A 19,554-nucleotide genomic window follows, 5' to 3' on the forward strand; every position below is an offset into this window, starting at 1 on the left:
AAATGAAAACGAAACTATTTCCACAATTTCCTCCCTACGTCTCATTGACCGAACGCGCCTGGTTTTTCTTCTCGCGCGGCTTCAATCTGCTGGTGCTGTTATTCCTGTTGCTGCCGATCCTGGTCATCATTCCGCTGTCGTTTAGCGACAGCACTTTCCTGGTGTATCCGATCCACGGCTTTTCCTTGCGCTGGTATCAAAACCTGGTGCGATCGGAAGAATGGGTTAGCGCTGCCAGGAACAGCTTCATCGTGGCGCCGTTAGCCACCGTGCTGGCGACCATACTTGGCACCTTGGCGGCGGTCGGCCTGAACAAGGCGGACTTCCGCGGCAAGGGTTTGCTGATGGCGGTGCTGATTTCGCCGATGGTGGTGCCGGTGGTGGTGGTGGGTGTCGGTGTCTATCTGTTTTTCGCGCAGATCGGTTTGTCCGACAGTTATACCGGCCTGATACTGGCGCATGCGGCGCTGGGCGCACCGTTCGTGGTAACCACCGTGCTGGCGACGCTGCAGGGATTCAACCAGAACCTGGTGCGTGCCAGCCTCAGCCTGGGCGCCAATCCGCTCTCTACTTTTTTCCGGATTACCTTGCCGGTGATTGCGCCGGGTTTGATCTCAGGCGCGTTATTCGCCTTCGCCACCTCGTTCGACGACGTAGTGGTAACCTTGTTCGTAGCCGGTCCTGGACAAGCGACTTTACCGCGCCAGATGTTTACCGGAATCAAGGAAAACATCAGCCCGACGATTGCTGCGCTGGCCACCATCCTGATCGTGTTTTCCACCTGCTTGCTGCTGGTGCTGGAATGGATACGCGGACGCAACAAGGCGCTCGCCAAATTCTAGTGTAGTGCCGCGCAAGCCACTGCTTTCGGCACGCGTATCTCAGCTCGACCTCAGCTTGGTTGCAGCGTGATATGCGTGTCTTCAACGTTCACAGGAGTTATCCACATGATGCAATTAAAAGATCCCTCATTGTTTCGTCAGCAAGCCTACATCAATGGCGAATGGTGCAATGCCGATAAAGGTGGCAGCCATGCCGTGACCAATCCTGCCACCGGCGAAACCATAGGCAGCGTGCCGCTGATGGGCGCCGCCGAGACCAAACGTGCGATTTCCGCGGCCAACGACGCCTGGCGTCAATGGCGGAAAAAAACTGCCAAGGAACGCAGCATCATCCTGCGCAAATGGAACGACCTGATGCTGGCTAATCTCGACGATCTGGCGCTGATCATGACCGTGGAGCAAGGCAAGCCGCTGGCCGAAGCCAAGGGTGAAATCGCTTACGCTGCTTCATTCATCGAATGGTTTGCAGAAGAGGGCAAGCGCGCCGGCGGCGATACCATTCCATCGCCGTCGCCGAGTTCACGCATCGTGGTGGTGAAAGAGCCGATCGGAGTTTGTGCCGCGATCACGCCGTGGAATTTCCCGGCGGCGATGATCACGCGCAAGGCCGGCCCGGCGTTGGCCGCCGGCTGCACCATGGTGCTTAAACCGGCTGAGTCGACACCATTCTCGGCACTCGCCCTGGCGGTGCTGGCCGAGCGCGCCGGCATACCCGCCGGCGTGTTCAGCGTGGTGACCGGCTCCGCCCGCGAAATCGGTGCGGAAATGACCAGCAACCCTATCGTGCGCAAGCTGACCTTTACCGGCTCCACCGGAGTCGGCAAGCTGTTGATGGAACAATGCGCAGCCACCATCAAGAAACTGTCGCTGGAACTGGGCGGCAACGCGCCGTTCATCGTGTTCGACGATGCCGATCTGGATGCCGCCGTGGAAGGTGCGATGGCTTCCAAATATCGCAACGCCGGGCAAACCTGCGTATGCGCCAACCGTCTGTATGTGCAAGATGGCATCTACGACGCTTTCGCCGAAAAACTGGTGGCTGCGGTGGCCAGGCTGAAGGTCGGCAACGGTCAGCAAGAGGGCGTCACCCAAGGCCCGCTGATCGACCAGAAGGCGGTCGCCAAGGTTGAAGAACATATCGCCGATGCCGTGGCAAAAGGCGCGCGCATCCTGGCCGGCGGCAAACGCCATGCGCTGGGCCAGAGTTTCTTCGAGCCGACCGTGCTGGCCGACGTGACTTCCGACATGATCGTTGCGCGCGAAGAGACCTTTGGTCCGATGGCGCCCTTGTTCCGCTTCAAGACTGACGAAGAAGTGCTGGCGCTGGCCAACGATACCGAATTCGGTCTCGCCAGCTATTTCTACTCACGCGATATCGGCCGTATCTGGCGCGTGGCCGAAGGCCTGGAAAGCGGCATGGTCGGCATCAACACCGGTTTGATTTCGAATGAAGTCGCGCCGTTCGGGGGCGTCAAGCAATCCGGACTGGGGCGCGAAGGTTCGAAGTACGGTATTGAGGATTATCAAGTCATTAAATATCTGTGCATGGGTGGAATTTGAGATCGACCGATCGCCGATCTTGCTGTAATTTCTACGGCAGCAACGATTCCTGAATTCTTCATCTGCCTCGCCTGTCTTAAAAAGCAGGCGAGTTTTTTTGCCCTGCACATTTTTTGCCAAAGTAACATATCGTTACTGAAATTACAGCGCCTGAATGCATGCAGGTACTGCTTGCCGGTTTAATAGATTTTGTTATTTCATCATCGCATGACGTCCCTTTCCTGGAAACGGCGGAAACAGAATGGACTGGCATCATCAACTGCTCGACAGTGTCATCTGGCTTTGCAAGGCATTTGCTATCAGCATGGTGGCAATCGCCTGCGTCACAGCCTTGCTTGGAAAATTTACTTATTGGGGACAGCAGTTCTTACGGGTGACGTGGGTCTGGTTTTCACCGGTTCGCAACTGGCGGCCGCTGGCAATACTCTCGTTGCTGATCTTGATGACCTTGTTCGCGGTGCGCATGGACATCTTGTTCACGTTCTGGAGCAACGGCATGTACACCTCGCTGCAGAACTTCAATGTTGCTGCGTTCTGGTCGCTGATGGCGGTGTTCGGCATACTTGCGAGCGTCCATGTAGTGCGCGGACTTGTGAATTTTTACATCAGCCAGGCGTTCCAGATTCATTGGCGTGTCTGGCTGACAGAGAACCTGATGGCGCGCTGGCTGGACCAGCAGGCTTACTACCGCAGCCAGCATCTGCCCGGCAGGACCGATAATCCGGATCAGCGTATCCAGCAGGATATCTCCGGTTTTGTCAGCAGTTCGCTCACGCTGTTCCTGGGGCTCATCAGCTCTGCGGTTTCACTGTTTTCGTTCACGCTGATCCTGTGGAGCTTGTCCGGCACGCTCACCCTGTTTGGCGAGGAAATTCCACGGGCAATGATTTTTCTGGTCTATGCGTATGTACTGGTTGCCACGGTGTTTGCAGTGAAACTCGGACGGCCGCTGATCAAGTTGAATTTTCTGAGCGAAAAGCTGAACGCCGATTTTCGTTATGCCTTGATACGTTTGCGCGAGTACGGCGAGAATATTGCTTTCTTCCGCGGCGAAGCGGTGGAACATCGGACCTTGCTCAAGCGCTTCTCGCATGTCATCGAGAATACCTGGGCGATTGTCTTCCGGTCACTGAAATTCCAGGGCTTCAACCTGGGGATCAACCAGTTGGCCGTCGTGTTTCCGGTGGTGGTGCAGGCGCCGCGCTTCTTCAGCAAGCAGATTACGCTGGGCGATCTGATGCAGGCCGCGCAGGCCTTTGGACAGGTTCAGGACGCCTTGTCCTTCTTCCGATCCTCATATGATGAATTCGCCAGTTATCGCGCCATCGTCAACCGCCTCACCGGTTTCCTGGATACGGTCGATGCCGCCGACCGGCTCACGATGCCGCAGATTGCACATCAGGGACAAAATTTTGCGGTCGAAGCGCTAACTGTCGAAAGTCCGGGCGGCGCGATATTGACTGCGAATCTGAACCTGGCTTTGGCGCCCGGCGCCGCATTGCTGGTGCGCGGCCCTTCCGGTGTCGGTAAAACCACGCTGTTACGCGCCATAGCGGGATTGTGGCCGTATGCAGACGGCAAGATCATCTATCCGGCTGGACAGCAATGCCTGTTCTTGCCGCAGAAACCTTACCTGCCGCTAGGGACTCTGCGATCGGCCCTGTATTACCCCTCGGCCGAGCCAGCCCAACCGGACGACAGCGCGGTTCGCGCGATATTGGAACGGATACAACTCGGACATCTGGCGACGCAGCTGGATACGGAGAGTGAATGGAGCAACATCCTGTCGCTCGGCGAACAACAGCGGCTGGCGCTGGGGCGCGTGCTGTTGCACCGACCGCAACTGGTGTTCCTCGACGAAGCCAGTTCTGCCATGGACGAAGGCCTGGAGCATGCAATGTACAGTTTGCTACGCAAACAACTGCCGGATGTGATCCTGATCAGCGTCGGCCATCGCAGCAGCCTGGCGGCATTCCACAGCAGCGAACTGATATTGCAGCACGGCGGGAAATGGAGCCTGAGTAACTTGCCATGAACCGCTGGTTGTTACTCGTTGGCTATATCGCAAAAATCCAACACTTTCCTCATCGGCATGCCTATTTCATGCGTGAAATCTGGTAGCGCTACTATAAATAAATCGCCATTGATATAATGTTGCTTCGCACCACGTCCCCCGGTGCGCGCCTCTGACCGCCACGCAGCTTATTCCGGCGGTTCCATTTCCGGACGATCATCATGCTGTCTTTGCCCTTATTTGCCCTTGCTGTTGCCGCTTTCGGCATCGGTACGACGGAGTTCGTCATCATGGGTTTGCTGCCCGATGTCGCGCGTGACCTGGGGGTGACAATCCCGGCGGCCGGGATGCTGGTGACCGGTTACGCATTGGGCGTGACAATCGGCGCGCCGATCGTGGCGATTGCCACCGCCAACATGCCACGGCGGACGGCGCTGCTAAGTTTGATCGGCTTGTTTATTATCGGCAATGTCTTGTGCGCCTTGTCGCCCAATTACACCGTGTTGATGCTGGCGCGGGTGGTGACGGCGTTTTGCCATGGTGCGTTCTTCGGTATCGGCTCGGTAGTAGCGGCCGGACTGGTGGCGCCGAACCGGCGCGCGCAAGCGATTGCCCTGATGTTCGCCGGCCTGACCCTGGCCAACGTGCTTGGCGTACCGTTTGGCACTGCCCTCGGGCAACAACTGGGCTGGCGCTCGACGTTCTGGGCGGTGACAGTGATCGGGATACTGGCGGCAATTGCGCTGGCGCTTTGGTTGCCGAAAAAAATCGAGATGCAAAAGACCAGCCTGCTGCAGGAATTTGCGGTGCTCAGGGATAAGCAGGTGCTGATGGTGCTGGGGATCAGCGCGCTGGCTTCGGCCAGCTTGTTTTCGGTATTCACCTACATCACGCCGATCCTGGAAGATGTCACCGGGCTGACACCGCATGCCGTGACGCTGGTGCTGCTGGTATTCGGCCTTGGCCTGACGGTGGGCAGCGCAGTCGGCGGCAAACTGGCCGACTGGCGCCTGATGCCGTCCCTGATCAGTTTCCTGGTGGCGCTGGCAGTTATCCTGACCGTATTTACCCTGACCATGCGTACGCCGTTGCCAGCGGTGATCACGATATTTATCTGGGGCGTGCTGGCCTTCGCGATCGTGCCGCCGTTGCAGGTGCTGGTAGTGGAACGCGCCAGCGCTGCACCGAACCTGGCCTCGACCTTGAACCAGGGCGCCTTCAATCTCGGCAATGCAGGCGGCGCCTGGTTTGGTGGCATGGCCATCAGCGCCGGCTTCCAGTTGACTACTTTGCCTTATGTCGGCGTAGTGGTGGTGGTGCTGGCGTTGGGTCTGACTTTGTGGTCGGCCGCCATTGAGCGCAATGACGGCCTGGCGATGACGCCGAGCGAGTAGGGCGATCGCGCCCGTATCCGATCTTTACCAACTTCTTTTGCCCAGGATCTTCTCGCCCAGATCGCTCAATCGGGCCAGGGGATAACGGGTCTTTTCCCATTCCCGCGGATCGCCGGGAAAGGCATAACCGTCCGGCGGCGTCCGCTGCTCCCAGCTCTTCACCCGCCAATCCCGCAATTCCGCCTGTTCTTCACGTGCCGGTGTAAACGCGATGTACTGCGCCAGCCGGACCTTGTCGGCGGAAGTGTTGGGACGGATGCCGTGCGCCAGCAAGCTGTTGAAGATCAGCAGGTCGCCAGCTTGCATCGGTACGAACTTTGGCTGCCACGGCAGCGCTTCCACATCGGGACGCAACGGATTGCGATCCTGGGGCGCGTTCTTGCGCCATTCGGCGAAGTGCTGGAACAGTTCGGGGATGCATTGGAAACCGCCACCTTCGGGCGTCGTATCCGATAACGCCAGCACGCCCTGGACATTCACCGGCAGCGGCTCCAGCGAGGTGTCAGCATCCCAGTGGATAAAACCGCCGAAACGTCGTGCGCCCTGATTCGGCGTATTCAGGTTGGCGCGGTCTATAGTTACCCACAGGTCTTCGCGGTCCCAGATATCGACGAAAGCGTCTACTACGCGCGGCGTCTGGCGGTTGTCCCAGAAAGTCTGGTGGTGGTAGGCCTCGACCATGCCGGAACCATTCAACTCTTTCATTTCATGGTCGCGCAACTGCGCCCGATTCCAGGTTTCAGGCGCATTGGGATCCAATTCCTGGAACTCCCACAGGAAGTCGGCGGTGCGTTGCACTTGTTCGGCGCTCACGGCATTCCTGACGATCACATAACCATAGGTTTGCCAGTGATAGAAATCGGCTGCAGTCAGTACGCGCAGCGGCAAGGTTTTTTGTATGTCGCGCAGTTGCGCCTGTTCGGGATAAAGCACGGACGGGTTGCTGAGACGCTGCCTGGCGGCTGCGTAAGGCTGGTTCATGGAAATCTCCGCGTTGGTTTTATGGGGGGGGGCAGTTAGATTCTGGGCCCGCAGTCCTCATCAGATTTCGCCGCAACTGCCGCTTATTGATACTATTCTGATGTTATTACTCACTGGAAGGTCAGAATGCGACCGCAATATGAGCATCTCACCCTGTCTCCCGGTCATTCCTGGCAATTGTTGTGGCGCGAACTGCCGGAGTTACCGTTTCTTTGGCATTACCATCCGGAGTTCGAGCTGACCTTGACCTTGAACGCGCGCGGCCAGCGTTATGTGGGCGACCATCTGGCGGATTTCTCGGATGGCGACCTGATCCTGCTGGGGCCGAATCTGCCGCATACCTGGTCTGCCAGTGAACGCATAGAGCCGGAGCGCCAGATGCTGGCCGTGGTGGTCTGGTTTTCGCGCGACTGGCTGATCCAGTTGCAAACCAGCTTGCCGGAGCTGGCCGGTCTGCTGCAACTGGGCAAGCGAGCGGATAGGGGATTGCAGTTTTCTGTAGACACAGCGATCCGCGTCAGGCCCTTGATGCTGCGCATGGAGAAACTGGCGCCGGCGCAGCGCCTGCCTTTATTGCTTGAGTTGCTGTTGCTGCTGGCGCAAGACGACTTGGCGCAGCCGCTGGCCTCGGTTGCTTCGGCGTCGATTGCGGTGGATACGCAACGCCAGCGCATGGGACGGGCGCTGGATTACATGCATGCGCATTTTCAGACGGCGTTGCCGGTGGAGCTGCTGGCTGAGCGGGCGGCATTGTCGGTGGGGGCCTTCCATCGCTTTTTCAAGCGGCACACGCAGCTGACGGTGACCGCCTACCTGGCCCAATTGCGGATCGGCAGCGCCTGCCAGCAACTGATCCAGACCGACAAGGCGATAGGCGTGATCGCCCAGGAATCGGGCTATCGCAACCTGGCGCATTTCAATCGGCAGTTCCGTGCAGCCAAGGGTATCAGTCCGCGTGATTTCAAACAGAGATATAGATAATATTTAGCTAAATCGGAGTGTTGGCGCTTACTCCGACCTGATAAACGTGGTCAGGATGGCACTACCGAACGGGCCCATGCGAGATCGCTGCTAAGCCAGCGAGCGGCCTCGCTTTGCTGGTCTTGCTTGCTCCAGATCAGGTCGACGCTCTTCAGGAAAGCCGGTTCCTGATACTCATGCACCAGGATTTTCAAGCCTTCCCTGGCAACGCTTTCCTGCATTGCGTGCTGCGGCAGGAACGCCCAGCCCATTCCCCGTTTGAGCAGATCCAGCAGCAATTCCGGACTTTCTATACGCCACATGATCTCGCTGTAACGACCGAAAATCGAAGCGCCGCCGCCATCTCGGCTGGACGCCAGCAACTGCCGGTGTTGCGCAAGATCGCTGTTATGCACCAGCGGCAAATGGCTGAGCGCATGATCGGCAGCCGCTACCGGAACGAATTGCAATTGGCCCAACGAGCTGGCGTTGAAATCGCTGGGCATGGGATCGACCGTGATCGCAATCGCGATATCCAGCAAGCCGCGCCGCATGAGATCGGTGGCGTCGATGCTGGTAGGGCGGAACAACTCCAGTTGCAATTGTGGAAAGCGCCGTTCCAGCTCCGCACACAAGGCGTGGCTGCGGGTTACCGGCAAGGCTTGGTCGATGCCCAGCCGCAAGCGATGGCCATGGCCGGCGCTCAGACTGTGCGCTTTGCGTTCCAGATTGCCGGCCGCGGTCAGCGTCGAGCGGGCAAACCCGAGCAGCACTGCGCCGTCCGCAGTCAGGGCCAGGTGATGTAAATCGCGCTCGAATAAACGCGTGCCCATATCCACTTCCAGGTTGGCCAGCGCGGTGCTGACGGTTGATTGCGCCTTGCCCAAGCGCCGCGCCGCCGCCGACAGGCTGCCGCAGTCGGCGATGGTGGCAAATACCAGCAGGTTTTCGAGAGTCATGGGAATGGCGCGAAGGGGTGATATGAGGCGGCGTTATCGACAAAACAGATGACCGTTAATTATGGCATGGCGTGCATCTTGATTAGTATGCATCGGCAGCTAACCAATCTACTATCTTGGAGACGAGCATGGCCACAGAAGCAAAACAAAGTGCGCTGGACTGGGTGAGCGATAACGCCAGCCAGTTGTCCGACTGGCATCAAACTATCTGGCACTACGCCGAACCGGCTTTTCGCGAATACAAATCGAGCGCCTGGTATATTGCCATGCTGCGTGAATACGGTTTTGAAGTCGAAGTCGGCAGCGGCGGCATGCCGACTGCCTTTGTCGCCACTTTCAAGAACGGCGAGGGGCCGACGATTGCCACTTATGCCGAATACGATGCGGTGCCTGGTAATTGCCAGGCGGCGTCGACCAAAAAGGAACCGCGCAAGGGTTTGTCCAAATACGCGCCGGGTCATACCGATCCGCATTCGGCGCTTGGGATCAGCGCCCTCGGCGGCGCCTTGGCCGCGCAAAGCGCCATGCTGAAATTCGGGATACAGGGCACCCTCAAGATTTTCGGCGAACCGGCTGAAAAATTGCGGGCATCCAAACCCATCCATGCCGCCAAGGGGTATTACGATACGTTGGATGCGGCGGTGAGTTTTCATCCGACCTACATGCTGCCGCTGTGTAACACCACGGTCTGGGACGCGCATTGCGGCGTCGGCTACAACTATATCTACACTTTCACTTGCGACGCGCCGGAAAACTGGATTGCCGCCGACAAGTTCAGCCCGATACCGCAAAACCACCTGGCCGCGCGCGCTCCCGGCGCCAACGATGCGCTGGTGTTGTTCTATAACCTGAATGAGAGCCTGCGCCGTTCGATGCTGCCGGCCACCGGTTTGTGGAGTTTCAACGAAGCCATCCTGTGCGCCGGCCAGGCCACCGCAGACAACTTGACGCCGCATGTTTCGCAAATCAATTTCATGCTGCGCACCGATTCCATCGAACAGGCCGAGATCATCAGCCAGGTGATGGACAACAATGCAGAAGCCGCGGCCAAGGCGACTTTTTGCGAATGGAGGAAAACCTGGGTCAGCAAATCGCGCGGCGGTTTGCCCAATCATGTGATGGCGCGCGCGACTTACGACAACATGGTGCTGGCCGGACCGCCGAAGTGGGACCAGCAAGCGATCGAGATCGCGCAGGAGATGCAGCAAAATCTCGGTATCGAGAAGATGGAAAAGCCATTTTTGGCGGTTACCGAAGAATTGATCGATCCGGAAGATTGTGAACGCGAGTTGCGCAAGCAAATGCCGGCCTGGCAGAAATACCTGACTTCGGACGATTACACCGATTACACCTGGCATTGCCCGACCGTGCGCTTGTACGTGGCGCGGCCGATGCTGGCGGCGCCGCGCGGGATTGTGTATCCGGACTGGGTGGCGAATGCGCTGGGCGGCATACCCGCCACCATCGATCCGATGATCCAGTCCGCCGCCAAGACCATCGCCGCGACCTTGATCGATCTGTTCACCAAGCCGGATTTATTGGAAGCAGCCGGCGCGGAATTCAGGCAACGCACCGGCGGAGGTATCGGCGGCAGCGAGTGGCAGGCACCTTTGCTGGCTAAGGATTTCAAGGTCCCGCATCAGTACCGCTGGCCGGAATACATCACCACCGTGCGCGGCGAGGAATGGACTATTCCCTGGCGCGACGATGAATGAGTAGCGTAATGCCGGTTAAAGTAATACCTGTTGATTAGCGACGCGGCACGCCTGGCAGCACGCACAGCATTTCGTAGGCCAGGTTGGCGCCCAGCAGGGCGGTAGTGCCGACCGGATCGTAAGGCGGCGATACTTCCACCAGATCGGCGCCGACGATGTCCAGGCCCCAGGCGCCGCGGATGATTTCCAGCGCTTGCGGTACGGTCAGGCCGGCGATTTCCGGGGTGCCGGTGCCGGGCGCATAGGCCGGATCGATACCGTCGATGTCGAAACTCAGGTACACCGGGCCGCCCGCCACGCGGGCGCGCACTTCTTCCATCAGCGGCGTTAGCGATTTGTTCCAGCAGTCTTCCACCTGCACTACCTTGAAACCCTGGTCGCGGCACCAGTCGAAATCTTCCGCGGTGTAGCCGGTGCCGCGCAAGCCGATTTGCACCACGCGTTGGCAATCCAGCAAGCCTTCTTCCACCGCACGACGGAATGGCGTGCCGTGGGCGATCTTTTCACCGAACATGGTGTCATTGACGTCGGCATGGGCGTCGACGTGGATCAGGCCGATCTTGCCGTATTTGCGATGCAGCGCACGCAGGATAGGTAGCGCGATCGTATGGTCGCCGCCCAGTGAAATCGGCCGGCAGCCGGAAGCGACGATGCTGTCGTAGGCGGTTTCAATCAGCTTGATTGAATCGAGCAGGTTGTAGGGATTGATGGCAACGTCACCAAGATCGGCGATACGCAGCGCATCGAAAGGTGCCGCGCGCGTGGCCATGTTGTAGGGACGTAGCAATACCGATTCGGTACGGATCTGGCGCGGCCCGAAACGCGTGCCGGAGCGATTCGAGGTGCCCAGGTCGAATGGGACGCCGACGAAACAGGCATCCAGCTCGGCGCTGCTGCTCACGTGCGGCAAGCGCATCATGGTGGCGATGCCGCCGAAACGCGGCATGTCGTTGCCGCCAAGCGGTTGATAAAGTGGGGTTTCCGACATGATCGTCTCCGTAAGGGGAAGGGGTTCTGTTTTCTATACAGCGTCCACTGTAGCGGGAAGTCACATTATAAAAAATGATCGTGATGTAACATTTACATTGATGGGAATAGATGTATTATCGATCTGACCCGCACCTTCCTTTAGCGTTACCCGATGCAATATGCTCCAGCAATTATCCGATCTTGACCTGCGCCTGATTCGTGTCTTCCTGTCGGTGCTGGACGCCGGCGGCATTTCCGCTGCGCAGACGGCCCTGAATGTCAGCCAGTCCACCATCAGCACCCAGGTGGCAACACTGGAGACGCGGCTCGGGTTTCGTTTGTGCGAACGCGGCCGAGCCGGGTTTCGGCTGACGCCGCGAGGTGAACAGTTCGCCCAGTCCAGCCGCCGGTTGCTGGAAAACATCGACCATTTTTGCCTGGACGCGCGCCAGATCGGACGCAAGCTGGTGGGGCAACTGCATCTGGGCCTGATCGGCCACGCCGCCATGAGCGCCAACGCGCGCCTGAGCCAGGCCATCGCCCGGTTCCGCGCCAGAGATGAGGCGGTAATGCTGTCGCTGGCGGTGCTGGCACCGGGCCAGCTGGAAGAGGAGGTGATCAACGGCCGGCTCGACCTTGGCATCGGCTATTTCTGGCATCGCCTGCCAAATCTGGAATATTTGCCTCTGTACACAGAACATCAGGTGGCGTATTGCGCCGCCGCACACCCATTGTTCAGCCGGGCCGGTAAATTAGAACCGGCAGACCTGGCGCAGCACGACTGGGTCTGGCGCAGTTACCCTCTGCCAGAGGCCGAAGGCAAGGGCGGCATGTCTGCGCCGGCGCGGGTGACTGCGCTGGCTGACAACATGGAGGCGGTCGCGGTACTGATCTTGTCGGGGCAGCATCTCGGATTCCTGCCGCAACACTTTGCCGCGCCGCTGGTACGGCAAGGATTGCTGGCGGCCCTTAATCCGGCGCAGTTCTCCTATGAGGTCACATTGCATATGGTCGCACGCCGCCAATCCAGCCGGGGCGAGGTCCTGCAAGCGTTTCAGGACGACCTGGTTGCGGTGCATCGGGAGGGCACATGATGCCAATCTATACCAACCATACGCTGCACCAATGCCGCAGCCGTGGATTTGGATGAGATAATGGGGTATTACCACATGCATTCAGATTGCCTCTCATGTCCCAATTCGCCCCGCTCAAGAACGACACCTTCCTGCGCGCACTGTTGCGCCAGCCAACCGAATACACACCGCTGTGGCTGATGCGCCAGGCCGGCCGCTATCTGCCGGAGTATCGTAAAACCCGCAGCCGCGCCGGTTCTTTCATGGGGCTGGCGACCAATCCCGATTACGCTACCGAAGTCACGCTGCAGCCGCTTGACCGTTTCCCGCTGGATGCCGCGATTCTGTTTTCCGACATCCTGACCGTGCCGGATGCCATGGGACTGGGCTTGTATTTCGCCGATGGCGAAGGCCCCAAGTTCCAACGGCCGCTGCGTGATGAAAAAGATGTGATGGCGCTGCAAACTCCTGATCTGGGCAAACTGGACTATGTTTTCAAGGCGGTCACGCAAATCCGTACAGAACTCAACGGCCGCGTGCCGCTGATCGGCTTTGCCGGCAGTCCTTGGACCCTGGCCTGCTATATGGTCGAAGGCGAAGGCTCGCGCGAGTTCCATACCGTCAAGACGATGTTGTACAACCGCCCAGACCTGATGCACCACGTGCTCAGCACCAATGCGGCGGCAGTAGCGGCCTACCTGAACGCGCAGATCGACGCCGGCGCACAAGCCGTGATGATTTTCGATTCATGGGGCGGGGCGCTGGCGGATGGCGCTTACCAGGAATTTTCGCTGGATTATATGCGCCAGGTGGTTTCCCAACTGAAGCGCGAAAAAGACGGCGTGCCGATTCCGGCGATTGTATTTACCAAGGGCGGCGGTTTGTGGCTAGAACAGATTGCCGATATCGGCGCCGACGCCGTCGGCCTTGACTGGACTGTCAATCTGACCGACGCGCGGGCCCGTATCGGCCAGCGGGTGGCCTTGCAGGGCAACCTGGATCCTGCAGTGCTGTTTGCCAAGCCAGAGCAGATCCGTAGCGAAGTCGAGCGTTTGCTGAATGCGTATGGCGTGCCGCAAGCCGATAGCGGCCATGTATTCAACCTGGGTCACGGCATTTCGCAGTTCACGCCGCCGGAGTCGGTTGCCGTCATGGTGGATGCGGTCCATGAAATCAGCCGTAAATTACGCAGATAAGCGTGAGGCAATAGGCGCTTACCGGCACCCGTCTATGCCTGCTTACTGGTGCGGGATGTTGCTACACAGTGTCACACATAACACATTCGGCACCAATCAGGCGATTGTCACTCACTAGTTATGCACAAAAAAAATCTGCTGCACCACGGCAATTTTTTGTAACTATATTTATTATTTAGCTCTTGAGTACGTTTTGTAAGTGTTTGATTTTAAATGGTTTATTTTCTGCTTTTAGTTTAGGCAATTTATTGAGACCCGCACCAAATATGCGTCTGCAGCCTGTCAAGACCAGGTTACCCACAAAGTTATCCACAGACATTGTGGATAATTTGAAAAGCGCTTATGAAACCGATGCTTAGGACATGTCCTAATACTTTACTTTAAGTAGAGTCTTAAGAATTCGGACTCCCGGGGTGTTTTTGACAGTTGACATCGGACTAATTTTTCCGACGCGAAACTTGATGAACCAATAGCAAAAAGCAACATGATGGTGCAGGTCAATGAATTTGGCTGTATTCATGGATGTTACTTTTTGGTGCCTGCACTTGTTGACTCCTTGCTGATTTCGAATTTAGTTATGCACATATTGAAGTTACTTCAAGGCTATTTTTTTACTACATGAGAATTACTACTTATCTAGAGTGAATAAGCTAAGTCTTTGATTGTAAATGATATTTTTATTGATGCTAGTTTGAGCAAGAGCCAAAATATGTCGTAAACAGGCGCTTTCACGTTGTTTACGCAACCTTGTCCACAAAGTTATCCACAGATTTTGTGGATAGTCTTAAAAGCACTTATGAAACCGATAGTTAGCTTATTTCCTCGGGAATTACATTAAGTTCGTGAAACAAAGCATCCTCCAAATCGTCCTCGACACCCCTCTGGATAGCAGCTTCGACTATCGCTGGCAGGCCAGCGATGAAAGCGAAGCCATGCCCCAAATCGGACAGCTGGTTCAGCTTTCTTTCGGTCACCGCGAAGTAGTCGGCATGATTGTCGGTACCAGCGCCGAGAGCGACGTGCCGGCCGAGAAATTGAAAAACGTTCAGGCGGTGCGCCATCAGCTGCCGCCGCTTTCGAAGCAATGGCTCGCGCTCTGCCGTTTTGCCGCCGATTATTACCAGCGGCCACTGGGCGAAGTGGCGTTGCCGGGTTTGCCGAAAAACCTGCGTGCGATGACCACTGTGGCGTTGGATCGCGGCTTGAAGAAATTGCAGCAAACCGGCGCCGCGCACGACGCCACGCCGATCGATGTGGCGCAGCTGAATCCTGCACAACAACAGGCGGCCGATGCGATTGCTGGCGCTACCGGCTTTGCGCCGACGTTGCTGTACGGCGTTACCGGCAGCGGCAAGACCGAGGTCTATCTGCAGGCAGCGGCACAAATCCTGGCCCACAGCGAAAATGGCGAGGACAACCCCTCGCAAATCCTGATCCTGGTGCCGGAAATCAATCTGACGCCGCAACTGGAGGGCAACATCCGCGCCCGTTTCCCAGGCGTGATGGTGGCGACTTTGCATAGCGGCCTGGCAGAAGGCGAGCGCATGCGCCACTGGCTGGCAGCGCATTTGGGACAGGCGCGGATTATCCTGGGAACCCGGTTGGCGGTGCTGGCGTCTTTGCCGCATTTAAAATTGATTGTCATCGACGAGGAGCACGACCCGTCCTACAAGCAGCAAGAAGGTTTGCGCTATTCGGCACGCGATCTGGCCGTATGGCGTGCTCACCAGCTGGGGATTCCGATTGTGCTGGGCTCGGCCACGCCATCGCTGGAAACCTGGCATCACACCCAGTCTGGACGCTACAAGAAACTCGAACTGCGCGAGCGGGCGGTCAAGGATGCAGTATTGCCGCTGGTGCGTCGCATCGACATGGAGCGCGACAAGCCTAGCGAGGGACTGACCTCGACCCTGGTCAGCGCGCTCAAGCTAAGGCTGGAGCGGGGCGAGCAATCGCTGTTGTTCCTGAACCGCCGAGGCTACGCGCCGGTGATAGCTTGCGATGCTTGCGGCTGGGTCAGCAACTGCACCCGCTGCACCTCGTTCATGGTGCTGCACAAACCCGAACATCGCCTGCGCTGCCATCATTGCAGCCTGGAGTTGCGGATCCCGAAATCCTGCCCAACTTGCGGCAACATCGATTTGCAGCCGTTGGGACGCGGCACGCAACGATTGGAAGAGGGATTGCGAGCGATGTTTCCGGAAGCACGGGTATTGCGCATCGATGCCGATTCCACCCGTCGCAAAGGTAGTGCGCAAGCGGCTTTCGATAGCGTGCACAACGGTGAGGTAGATATTCTTATCGGTACCCAGATGGTCGCCAAGGGACATGATTTCAAAAACCTGACCCTGGTCGGCATCCTCAATCCTGACACGGCGCTGTTTTCCCACGACTACCGCGCCAGTGAACGCTTATTCGCGCAATTGATGCAGGTGGCGGGCCGCGCCGGCCGCGCCGCGCAAAAAGAGGGCGGGAGCGCCAGTGAGGTGCTGATCCAGACGCGTTATCCACAGCATCCGTTGTATGCGGCAGTGATCGCGCACGATTACGATCACTTCGCCACCTCTCTGCTGGAGGAACGCGCGCAGGCCTGCCTGCCGCCTTACATCTATCAAGCGTTGTTGAGGGCCGAGGCGAAAGAGCTGGAAACCGCGATTGAGTTTCTGCAACAGGCTGCCAATTGTATCGAACACACCGGCATCACCATGCACGACCCGATCCCGATGACCATGACCCGGGTCGCCAATGTCGACCGCGCGCAATTACTGATCGAGTGCCCGTCGCGCCCGGGATTGCAAGCCTTCCTGACCGACTGGATGGCGCAGTTGCGGCAAATTAAGACGCGCGCGAAGTGGTCTTTGGAAGTGGATCCGGTTGATATTTAGTTTAGTGAAGGTCAGCGAGCCCGGATATCCTGTTCCGGTACCGAGCGAGAAAAAATCTTGACCACCGAATCCATATGCGCTCGCATCGCCCGCCGCGCGGCCATCGCATCGCGCGCTTGTAGCGCTTCCAGGATCAGCTGATGTTCGTGCTCTGAGCGATTCGGCATGTCTTTCGAGCTATACAGGGTTTGCAGGCGCTGAAACATCATGCCGTATTTGCGTCCTAGCAGATGGCTGACCAGCAGCAGATAGGCCGGGTTGCCACTGGCTTCGGCGATACGGATATGGAACAGGCGATCGCCGGGATGCGTGTGCGAGCCGCTGCGGTTGTCTTCGACATTGCGGGCATAAGCTTCGGCAATGCTGCGCAGTTGTTCATCGCTGGCGTTCAGCGCTGCCAGGGCAGCGGTCTCCGGCTCTACCAGGCGCCTTGCCTGCAGCAGTTTGAAGGGCGGGATTTCATCATCCAGGTCAAGACGGATTTCCTGATCGAGTTCCGGATCGATTTCCCAGCCGCTACGGTGCGCCGCTTGTTGCAGGGCAGGCGCTTCGCTGCCGTCGCTGCGCTCGCTGGTGTCTTCTGTCGGCGGCAACACCATCACGCCGTTACCGACACGGACACTGACAATGCCAATCACTTCAAGTGCAATCAAGGCTTCCCGCACCGAGGTGCGGCTAACGCCGAATTGCTTGGCCAGTTCGCGCTCGGGCGGCAGGTTGTCGCCGGGGCCGTATTCGCCGCGATCAATCATGTCACGCAACTGATCGGCGATTTGTTGATACAGGCGGCGGTTGTGGATAACTTGTATGGGCATGGGAGCAAGGAATGATATTTTTCACATTGTGCCACGGCACGGCGGCTGCGAACCGAATAGCTTCGGCGTCTGCACGGCACCTGTGCAGCATGACTATTTAAATTGGTCTTATCAATTGCTCTCTGGATTTTTGCTGTGCTAGTATTGGTCCAGCCAATGTACCTTTGCAGTATACAATATCTTTTCGAAAAACCCCCGGATACGTAAGAGAGTCTGAAAATTATGCGTTATTGCCTGGCGCTGGACCTGAAGGATGATGCCGACCTGATCGGTCGCTATGAAGCGCATCACCGCCGTATCTGGCCCGAGATTGCTGCCCACCTGCGTTCGCATGGCGTGCTGGGCATGGAAATCTATCGCCTGGGTACCCGTCTGGTGATGCTGATGGAAACCGATGACGTAATTTATAGTGCGGAGCGGATGGCAAGCGCTGCACGCAATAACCCCAAGGTACAGGAATGGGAAACCTTGATGTGGCAATTCCAGGCACCCACACCATGGACCCCGGCTGGAGAAAAGTGGGTGGCCATGGCGCAGATATTCGATCTGCGGCAGCAATCCTGAGACAGGGCTGAGACGCCTCGGATTCAGTTTCTATAGTCGCTGGTCTCGGGGCCCGGGAGAAACCAGTCGCCGCATCCCGGTGACTGGACCGTATCGCCGCTGACCGCGGCACAGTAGCGGCCCAATTCGATGTCATTGCTCAGGCCGAGCTTTTTCATGGCTGAGGCTTTTTGCAAGCTGACTGTTTTAACACTCTTGTTCATCCGCCTGGCGATATCGCGCAGGCTATTACCCGCCGCGTATAGGCGCAGTACTTCGGTTTCACGTGGGCTGGGAATATGGCTTTTTGCCTGGCCGTCAATGCCGTTACGCAGCAGTGCCTTGAAGGACGGTCCCATATAGGGCGAACCGTTGCCGAGGTGGCGGATAGTCTTGCCGAGTTCAGGAATTTCATCGCTTTTGTGCAGCAAGCCGTTCGCGCCGCTATTGACGATCTGGTACAGCACCACCGGAAACGCGTTCATGGTCAGTACCACCAGCCAGGTTTGCGGATGGTGACGCCTGATGTACGACAGCAAATGCAAACCGTCGCTGACACGCACCATCGGCATCGCAAACTCGGTGATGACCAGATCGCATGGCGTCGATTCCAGGCATCTGACCAGTGCATCGGAACTGGTGACGCTGGCTACCACACGGCAATCCGGTACGTGATTGAGATAATTGCGCACCCCTGCGGTAAACATGGGGTGATCGTCCGCCAGAACAATCTTCACTTTGATTTCTCCATCACAAATGCCAAACGGGATCGGAGCTGGTCCAGAAAATTCAAAGTGTCCCAGCGAGGGTTGCAGTGCGATTGATTCTAATTGCTTTGTCAAAAAGTTAACAATTAAACTATACATTTATGAAATTTACTTATATATTTAATAATATGTAAGTCCGGCATTTCCTAATTGATAACGATAAGTGGAATCCTAAGCTGGCGCCGTCCATTTGTTGCGGGGAGAAAATTTCATGATCAAGATCATCCTGGCGGACGATCAGCCAGCCATCATTTCCGGAGTACGGCAATACATCGGGCAGACGCCAGGTTTTACCGTAGTGGCAACGGCGACCTCGGTCGCAGAACTGTTGGCGCGCCTGAAAGATACGCCGTGCGACATATTGATCACGGAGTTCTCCATGCCGATCAATCGGATTGGCGGCGGTTGTGCCTTATTCAAGCAGCTAAAGCGCGACCATGCATCGCTGGAGCTGATCGTGCTGACGATGATTGATGTGCCCGCGGTGCTGTATCAGATCGTCAATAGCGGCGTAAAGGGGCTGGTGCATAAAAGCGACGAGATGGCGGAACTCGGCCGCGCCATGCTGGAAGGTTCAACCGACACGCCGTATATCGGCAAATCAGCGCTACCTATACTGAGGAAAGGCCCGAGCGGCAGGTTGCCGACCAGGCGCGAAGTCGAGGTGCTCAAGATGTATGTGGTTGGCAACAGCCTGCGCGAAATTGCCGAGAAGCTCAACAAGAGCGTCAAAACGGTGGGTTTGCAAAAGGCTTCTGCAATGAAAAAAATGGGCCTGCGCAATGATATCGAACTGGGCAGATATACCAGCACCATGGGGCACATCAGCTGATATCGGCCAGATTCCGGTGGTGATTCAAGGGTGGTTGCCGGCAGTTATA

16 protein-coding genes are annotated in these 19,554 nt (G+C 57.4%); 11 read left to right on the plus strand and 5 right to left on the minus strand.

The window, feature by feature from the left end; translation table 11 throughout:
• The first annotated feature begins 2 nt into the window (after positions 1 to 2).
• From BM205_RS05110 to BM205_RS05125, 4 genes are all read left to right on the plus strand, one after another.
• Complete coding sequence (locus tag BM205_RS05110) at positions 3 to 842, plus strand: ABC transporter permease (RefSeq protein ID WP_092413182.1); 840 nt, start codon at positions 3 to 5, stop codon at positions 840 to 842.
• 105 nt (positions 843 to 947) lie between these two features.
• Entirely contained in the window at positions 948 to 2,402 is a 1,455-nt protein-coding gene (gene gabD / locus BM205_RS05115; protein WP_092413184.1) for an NADP-dependent succinate-semialdehyde dehydrogenase, read from the plus strand.
• Between the two features lie 241 nt (positions 2,403 to 2,643).
• The gene (locus tag BM205_RS05120; protein WP_092413186.1) at positions 2,644 to 4,437 is read left to right on the plus strand and encodes an ABC transporter ATP-binding protein/permease; all 1,794 of its coding nucleotides are present in this window, start codon (positions 2,644 to 2,646) and stop codon (positions 4,435 to 4,437) included.
• 203 nt (positions 4,438 to 4,640) lie between these two features.
• Positions 4,641 to 5,810, plus strand: a complete 1,170-nt coding sequence (locus BM205_RS05125) for an MFS transporter (protein ID WP_092413375.1) — start codon at positions 4,641 to 4,643, stop codon at positions 5,808 to 5,810.
• Positions 5,811 to 5,834: 24 nt separating this feature from the next.
• Here BM205_RS05125 and BM205_RS05130 read toward each other — a convergent pair whose 3' ends face one another.
• Positions 5,835 to 6,791, minus strand: a complete 957-nt coding sequence (locus BM205_RS05130) for a phytanoyl-CoA dioxygenase family protein (protein ID WP_092413188.1) — start codon at positions 6,789 to 6,791, stop codon at positions 5,835 to 5,837.
• A 126-nt stretch (positions 6,792 to 6,917) separates the two neighbouring features.
• Between BM205_RS05130 and BM205_RS05135 the strand changes: the two genes are divergently transcribed.
• A complete protein-coding gene (locus tag BM205_RS05135; RefSeq protein ID WP_092413190.1) occupies positions 6,918 to 7,772 on the plus strand; it encodes a helix-turn-helix domain-containing protein in 855 nt (284 codons plus the stop codon).
• 50 nt (positions 7,773 to 7,822) lie between these two features.
• Here BM205_RS05135 and BM205_RS05140 read toward each other — a convergent pair whose 3' ends face one another.
• Entirely contained in the window at positions 7,823 to 8,710 is an 888-nt protein-coding gene (locus BM205_RS05140) for a LysR family transcriptional regulator (RefSeq protein WP_092413192.1), read from the minus strand.
• A 128-nt stretch (positions 8,711 to 8,838) separates the two neighbouring features.
• Between BM205_RS05140 and BM205_RS05145 the strand changes: the two genes are divergently transcribed.
• Positions 8,839 to 10,425, plus strand: coding sequence for a zinc-binding metallopeptidase family protein (locus tag BM205_RS05145; RefSeq protein WP_092413194.1), 1,587 nt, complete (start codon positions 8,839 to 8,841; stop codon positions 10,423 to 10,425).
• Positions 10,426 to 10,459: 34 nt separating this feature from the next.
• On the opposite strand, the gene speB is transcribed toward BM205_RS05145, so the two are convergent.
• Positions 10,460 to 11,413, minus strand: a complete 954-nt coding sequence (speB, locus tag BM205_RS05150; RefSeq protein ID WP_092413196.1) for an agmatinase — start codon at positions 11,411 to 11,413, stop codon at positions 10,460 to 10,462.
• A 160-nt stretch (positions 11,414 to 11,573) separates the two neighbouring features.
• Here speB and BM205_RS05155 point away from each other — a divergent pair, with 160 nt between their 5' ends.
• From BM205_RS05155 to BM205_RS05165, 3 genes are all read left to right on the plus strand, one after another.
• Positions 11,574 to 12,488: a LysR family transcriptional regulator gene (locus BM205_RS05155; protein WP_092413198.1), complete on the plus strand. Its 915-nt coding sequence runs from the start codon at positions 11,574 to 11,576 to the stop codon at positions 12,486 to 12,488.
• Between the two features lie 95 nt (positions 12,489 to 12,583).
• Positions 12,584 to 13,663, plus strand: a complete 1,080-nt coding sequence (gene hemE, locus BM205_RS05160) for a uroporphyrinogen decarboxylase (protein ID WP_092413201.1) — start codon at positions 12,584 to 12,586, stop codon at positions 13,661 to 13,663.
• Positions 13,664 to 14,505: 842 nt separating this feature from the next.
• A complete protein-coding gene (locus BM205_RS05165) occupies positions 14,506 to 16,548 on the plus strand; it encodes a primosomal protein N' (protein WP_092413203.1) in 2,043 nt (680 codons plus the stop codon).
• An 11-nt stretch (positions 16,549 to 16,559) separates the two neighbouring features.
• Here the strand turns inward: BM205_RS05165 and BM205_RS05170 are convergent, their stop codons facing one another.
• The gene (locus BM205_RS05170) at positions 16,560 to 17,363 is read right to left on the minus strand and encodes a FadR/GntR family transcriptional regulator (protein WP_092413205.1); all 804 of its coding nucleotides are present in this window, start codon (positions 17,361 to 17,363) and stop codon (positions 16,560 to 16,562) included.
• Positions 17,364 to 17,585: 222 nt separating this feature from the next.
• On the opposite strand from BM205_RS05170, the gene BM205_RS05175 reads away from it, so the two are divergent.
• Positions 17,586 to 17,927 (plus strand): L-rhamnose mutarotase, encoded by a 342-nt coding sequence (locus tag BM205_RS05175; RefSeq protein WP_092413206.1) that lies wholly within the window; start codon positions 17,586 to 17,588, stop codon positions 17,925 to 17,927.
• Positions 17,928 to 17,950: 23 nt separating this feature from the next.
• On the opposite strand, the gene BM205_RS05180 is transcribed toward BM205_RS05175, so the two are convergent.
• Entirely contained in the window at positions 17,951 to 18,643 is a 693-nt protein-coding gene (locus BM205_RS05180; protein WP_175511166.1) for a response regulator, read from the minus strand.
• A 241-nt stretch (positions 18,644 to 18,884) separates the two neighbouring features.
• Between BM205_RS05180 and BM205_RS05185 the strand changes: the two genes are divergently transcribed.
• Positions 18,885 to 19,505: a response regulator gene (locus tag BM205_RS05185; protein WP_092413209.1), complete on the plus strand. Its 621-nt coding sequence runs from the start codon at positions 18,885 to 18,887 to the stop codon at positions 19,503 to 19,505.
• Positions 19,506 to 19,554: the final 49 nt, after the last annotated feature.

The sequence above is a fragment of the Collimonas sp. OK307 genome, assembly GCF_900113705.1.
GTDB lineage: Bacteria > Pseudomonadota > Gammaproteobacteria > Burkholderiales > Burkholderiaceae_D > Collimonas.

Bases quoted from the DNA above. Each gene is read 5' to 3' on its own strand.
- hemE (WP_092413201.1), top strand. From the start codon at position 12,584: ATGTCCCAATTCGCCCCGCTCAAGAACGACACCTTCCTGCGCGCACTG.
- BM205_RS05110 (WP_092413182.1), top strand. From the start codon at position 3: ATGAAAACGAAACTATTTCCACAATTTCCTCCCTACGTCTCATTGACC.
- BM205_RS05135 (WP_092413190.1), top strand. From the start codon at position 6,918: ATGCGACCGCAATATGAGCATCTCACCCTGTCTCCCGGTCATTCCTGG.
- BM205_RS05170 (WP_092413205.1), bottom strand. From the start codon at position 17,363: ATGCCCATACAAGTTATCCACAACCGCCGCCTGTATCAACAAATCGCC.
- gabD (WP_092413184.1), top strand. From the start codon at position 948: ATGATGCAATTAAAAGATCCCTCATTGTTTCGTCAGCAAGCCTACATC.
- BM205_RS05130 (WP_092413188.1), bottom strand. From the start codon at position 6,791: ATGAACCAGCCTTACGCAGCCGCCAGGCAGCGTCTCAGCAACCCGTCC.
- BM205_RS05145 (WP_092413194.1), top strand. From the start codon at position 8,839: ATGGCCACAGAAGCAAAACAAAGTGCGCTGGACTGGGTGAGCGATAAC.
- BM205_RS05175 (WP_092413206.1), top strand. From the start codon at position 17,586: ATGCGTTATTGCCTGGCGCTGGACCTGAAGGATGATGCCGACCTGATC.
- speB (WP_092413196.1), bottom strand. From the start codon at position 11,413: ATGTCGGAAACCCCACTTTATCAACCGCTTGGCGGCAACGACATGCCG.
- BM205_RS05185 (WP_092413209.1), top strand. From the start codon at position 18,885: ATGATCAAGATCATCCTGGCGGACGATCAGCCAGCCATCATTTCCGGA.
- BM205_RS05140 (WP_092413192.1), bottom strand. From the start codon at position 8,710: ATGACTCTCGAAAACCTGCTGGTATTTGCCACCATCGCCGACTGCGGC.
- BM205_RS05120 (WP_092413186.1), top strand. From the start codon at position 2,644: ATGGACTGGCATCATCAACTGCTCGACAGTGTCATCTGGCTTTGCAAG.
- BM205_RS05155 (WP_092413198.1), top strand. From the start codon at position 11,574: ATGCTCCAGCAATTATCCGATCTTGACCTGCGCCTGATTCGTGTCTTC.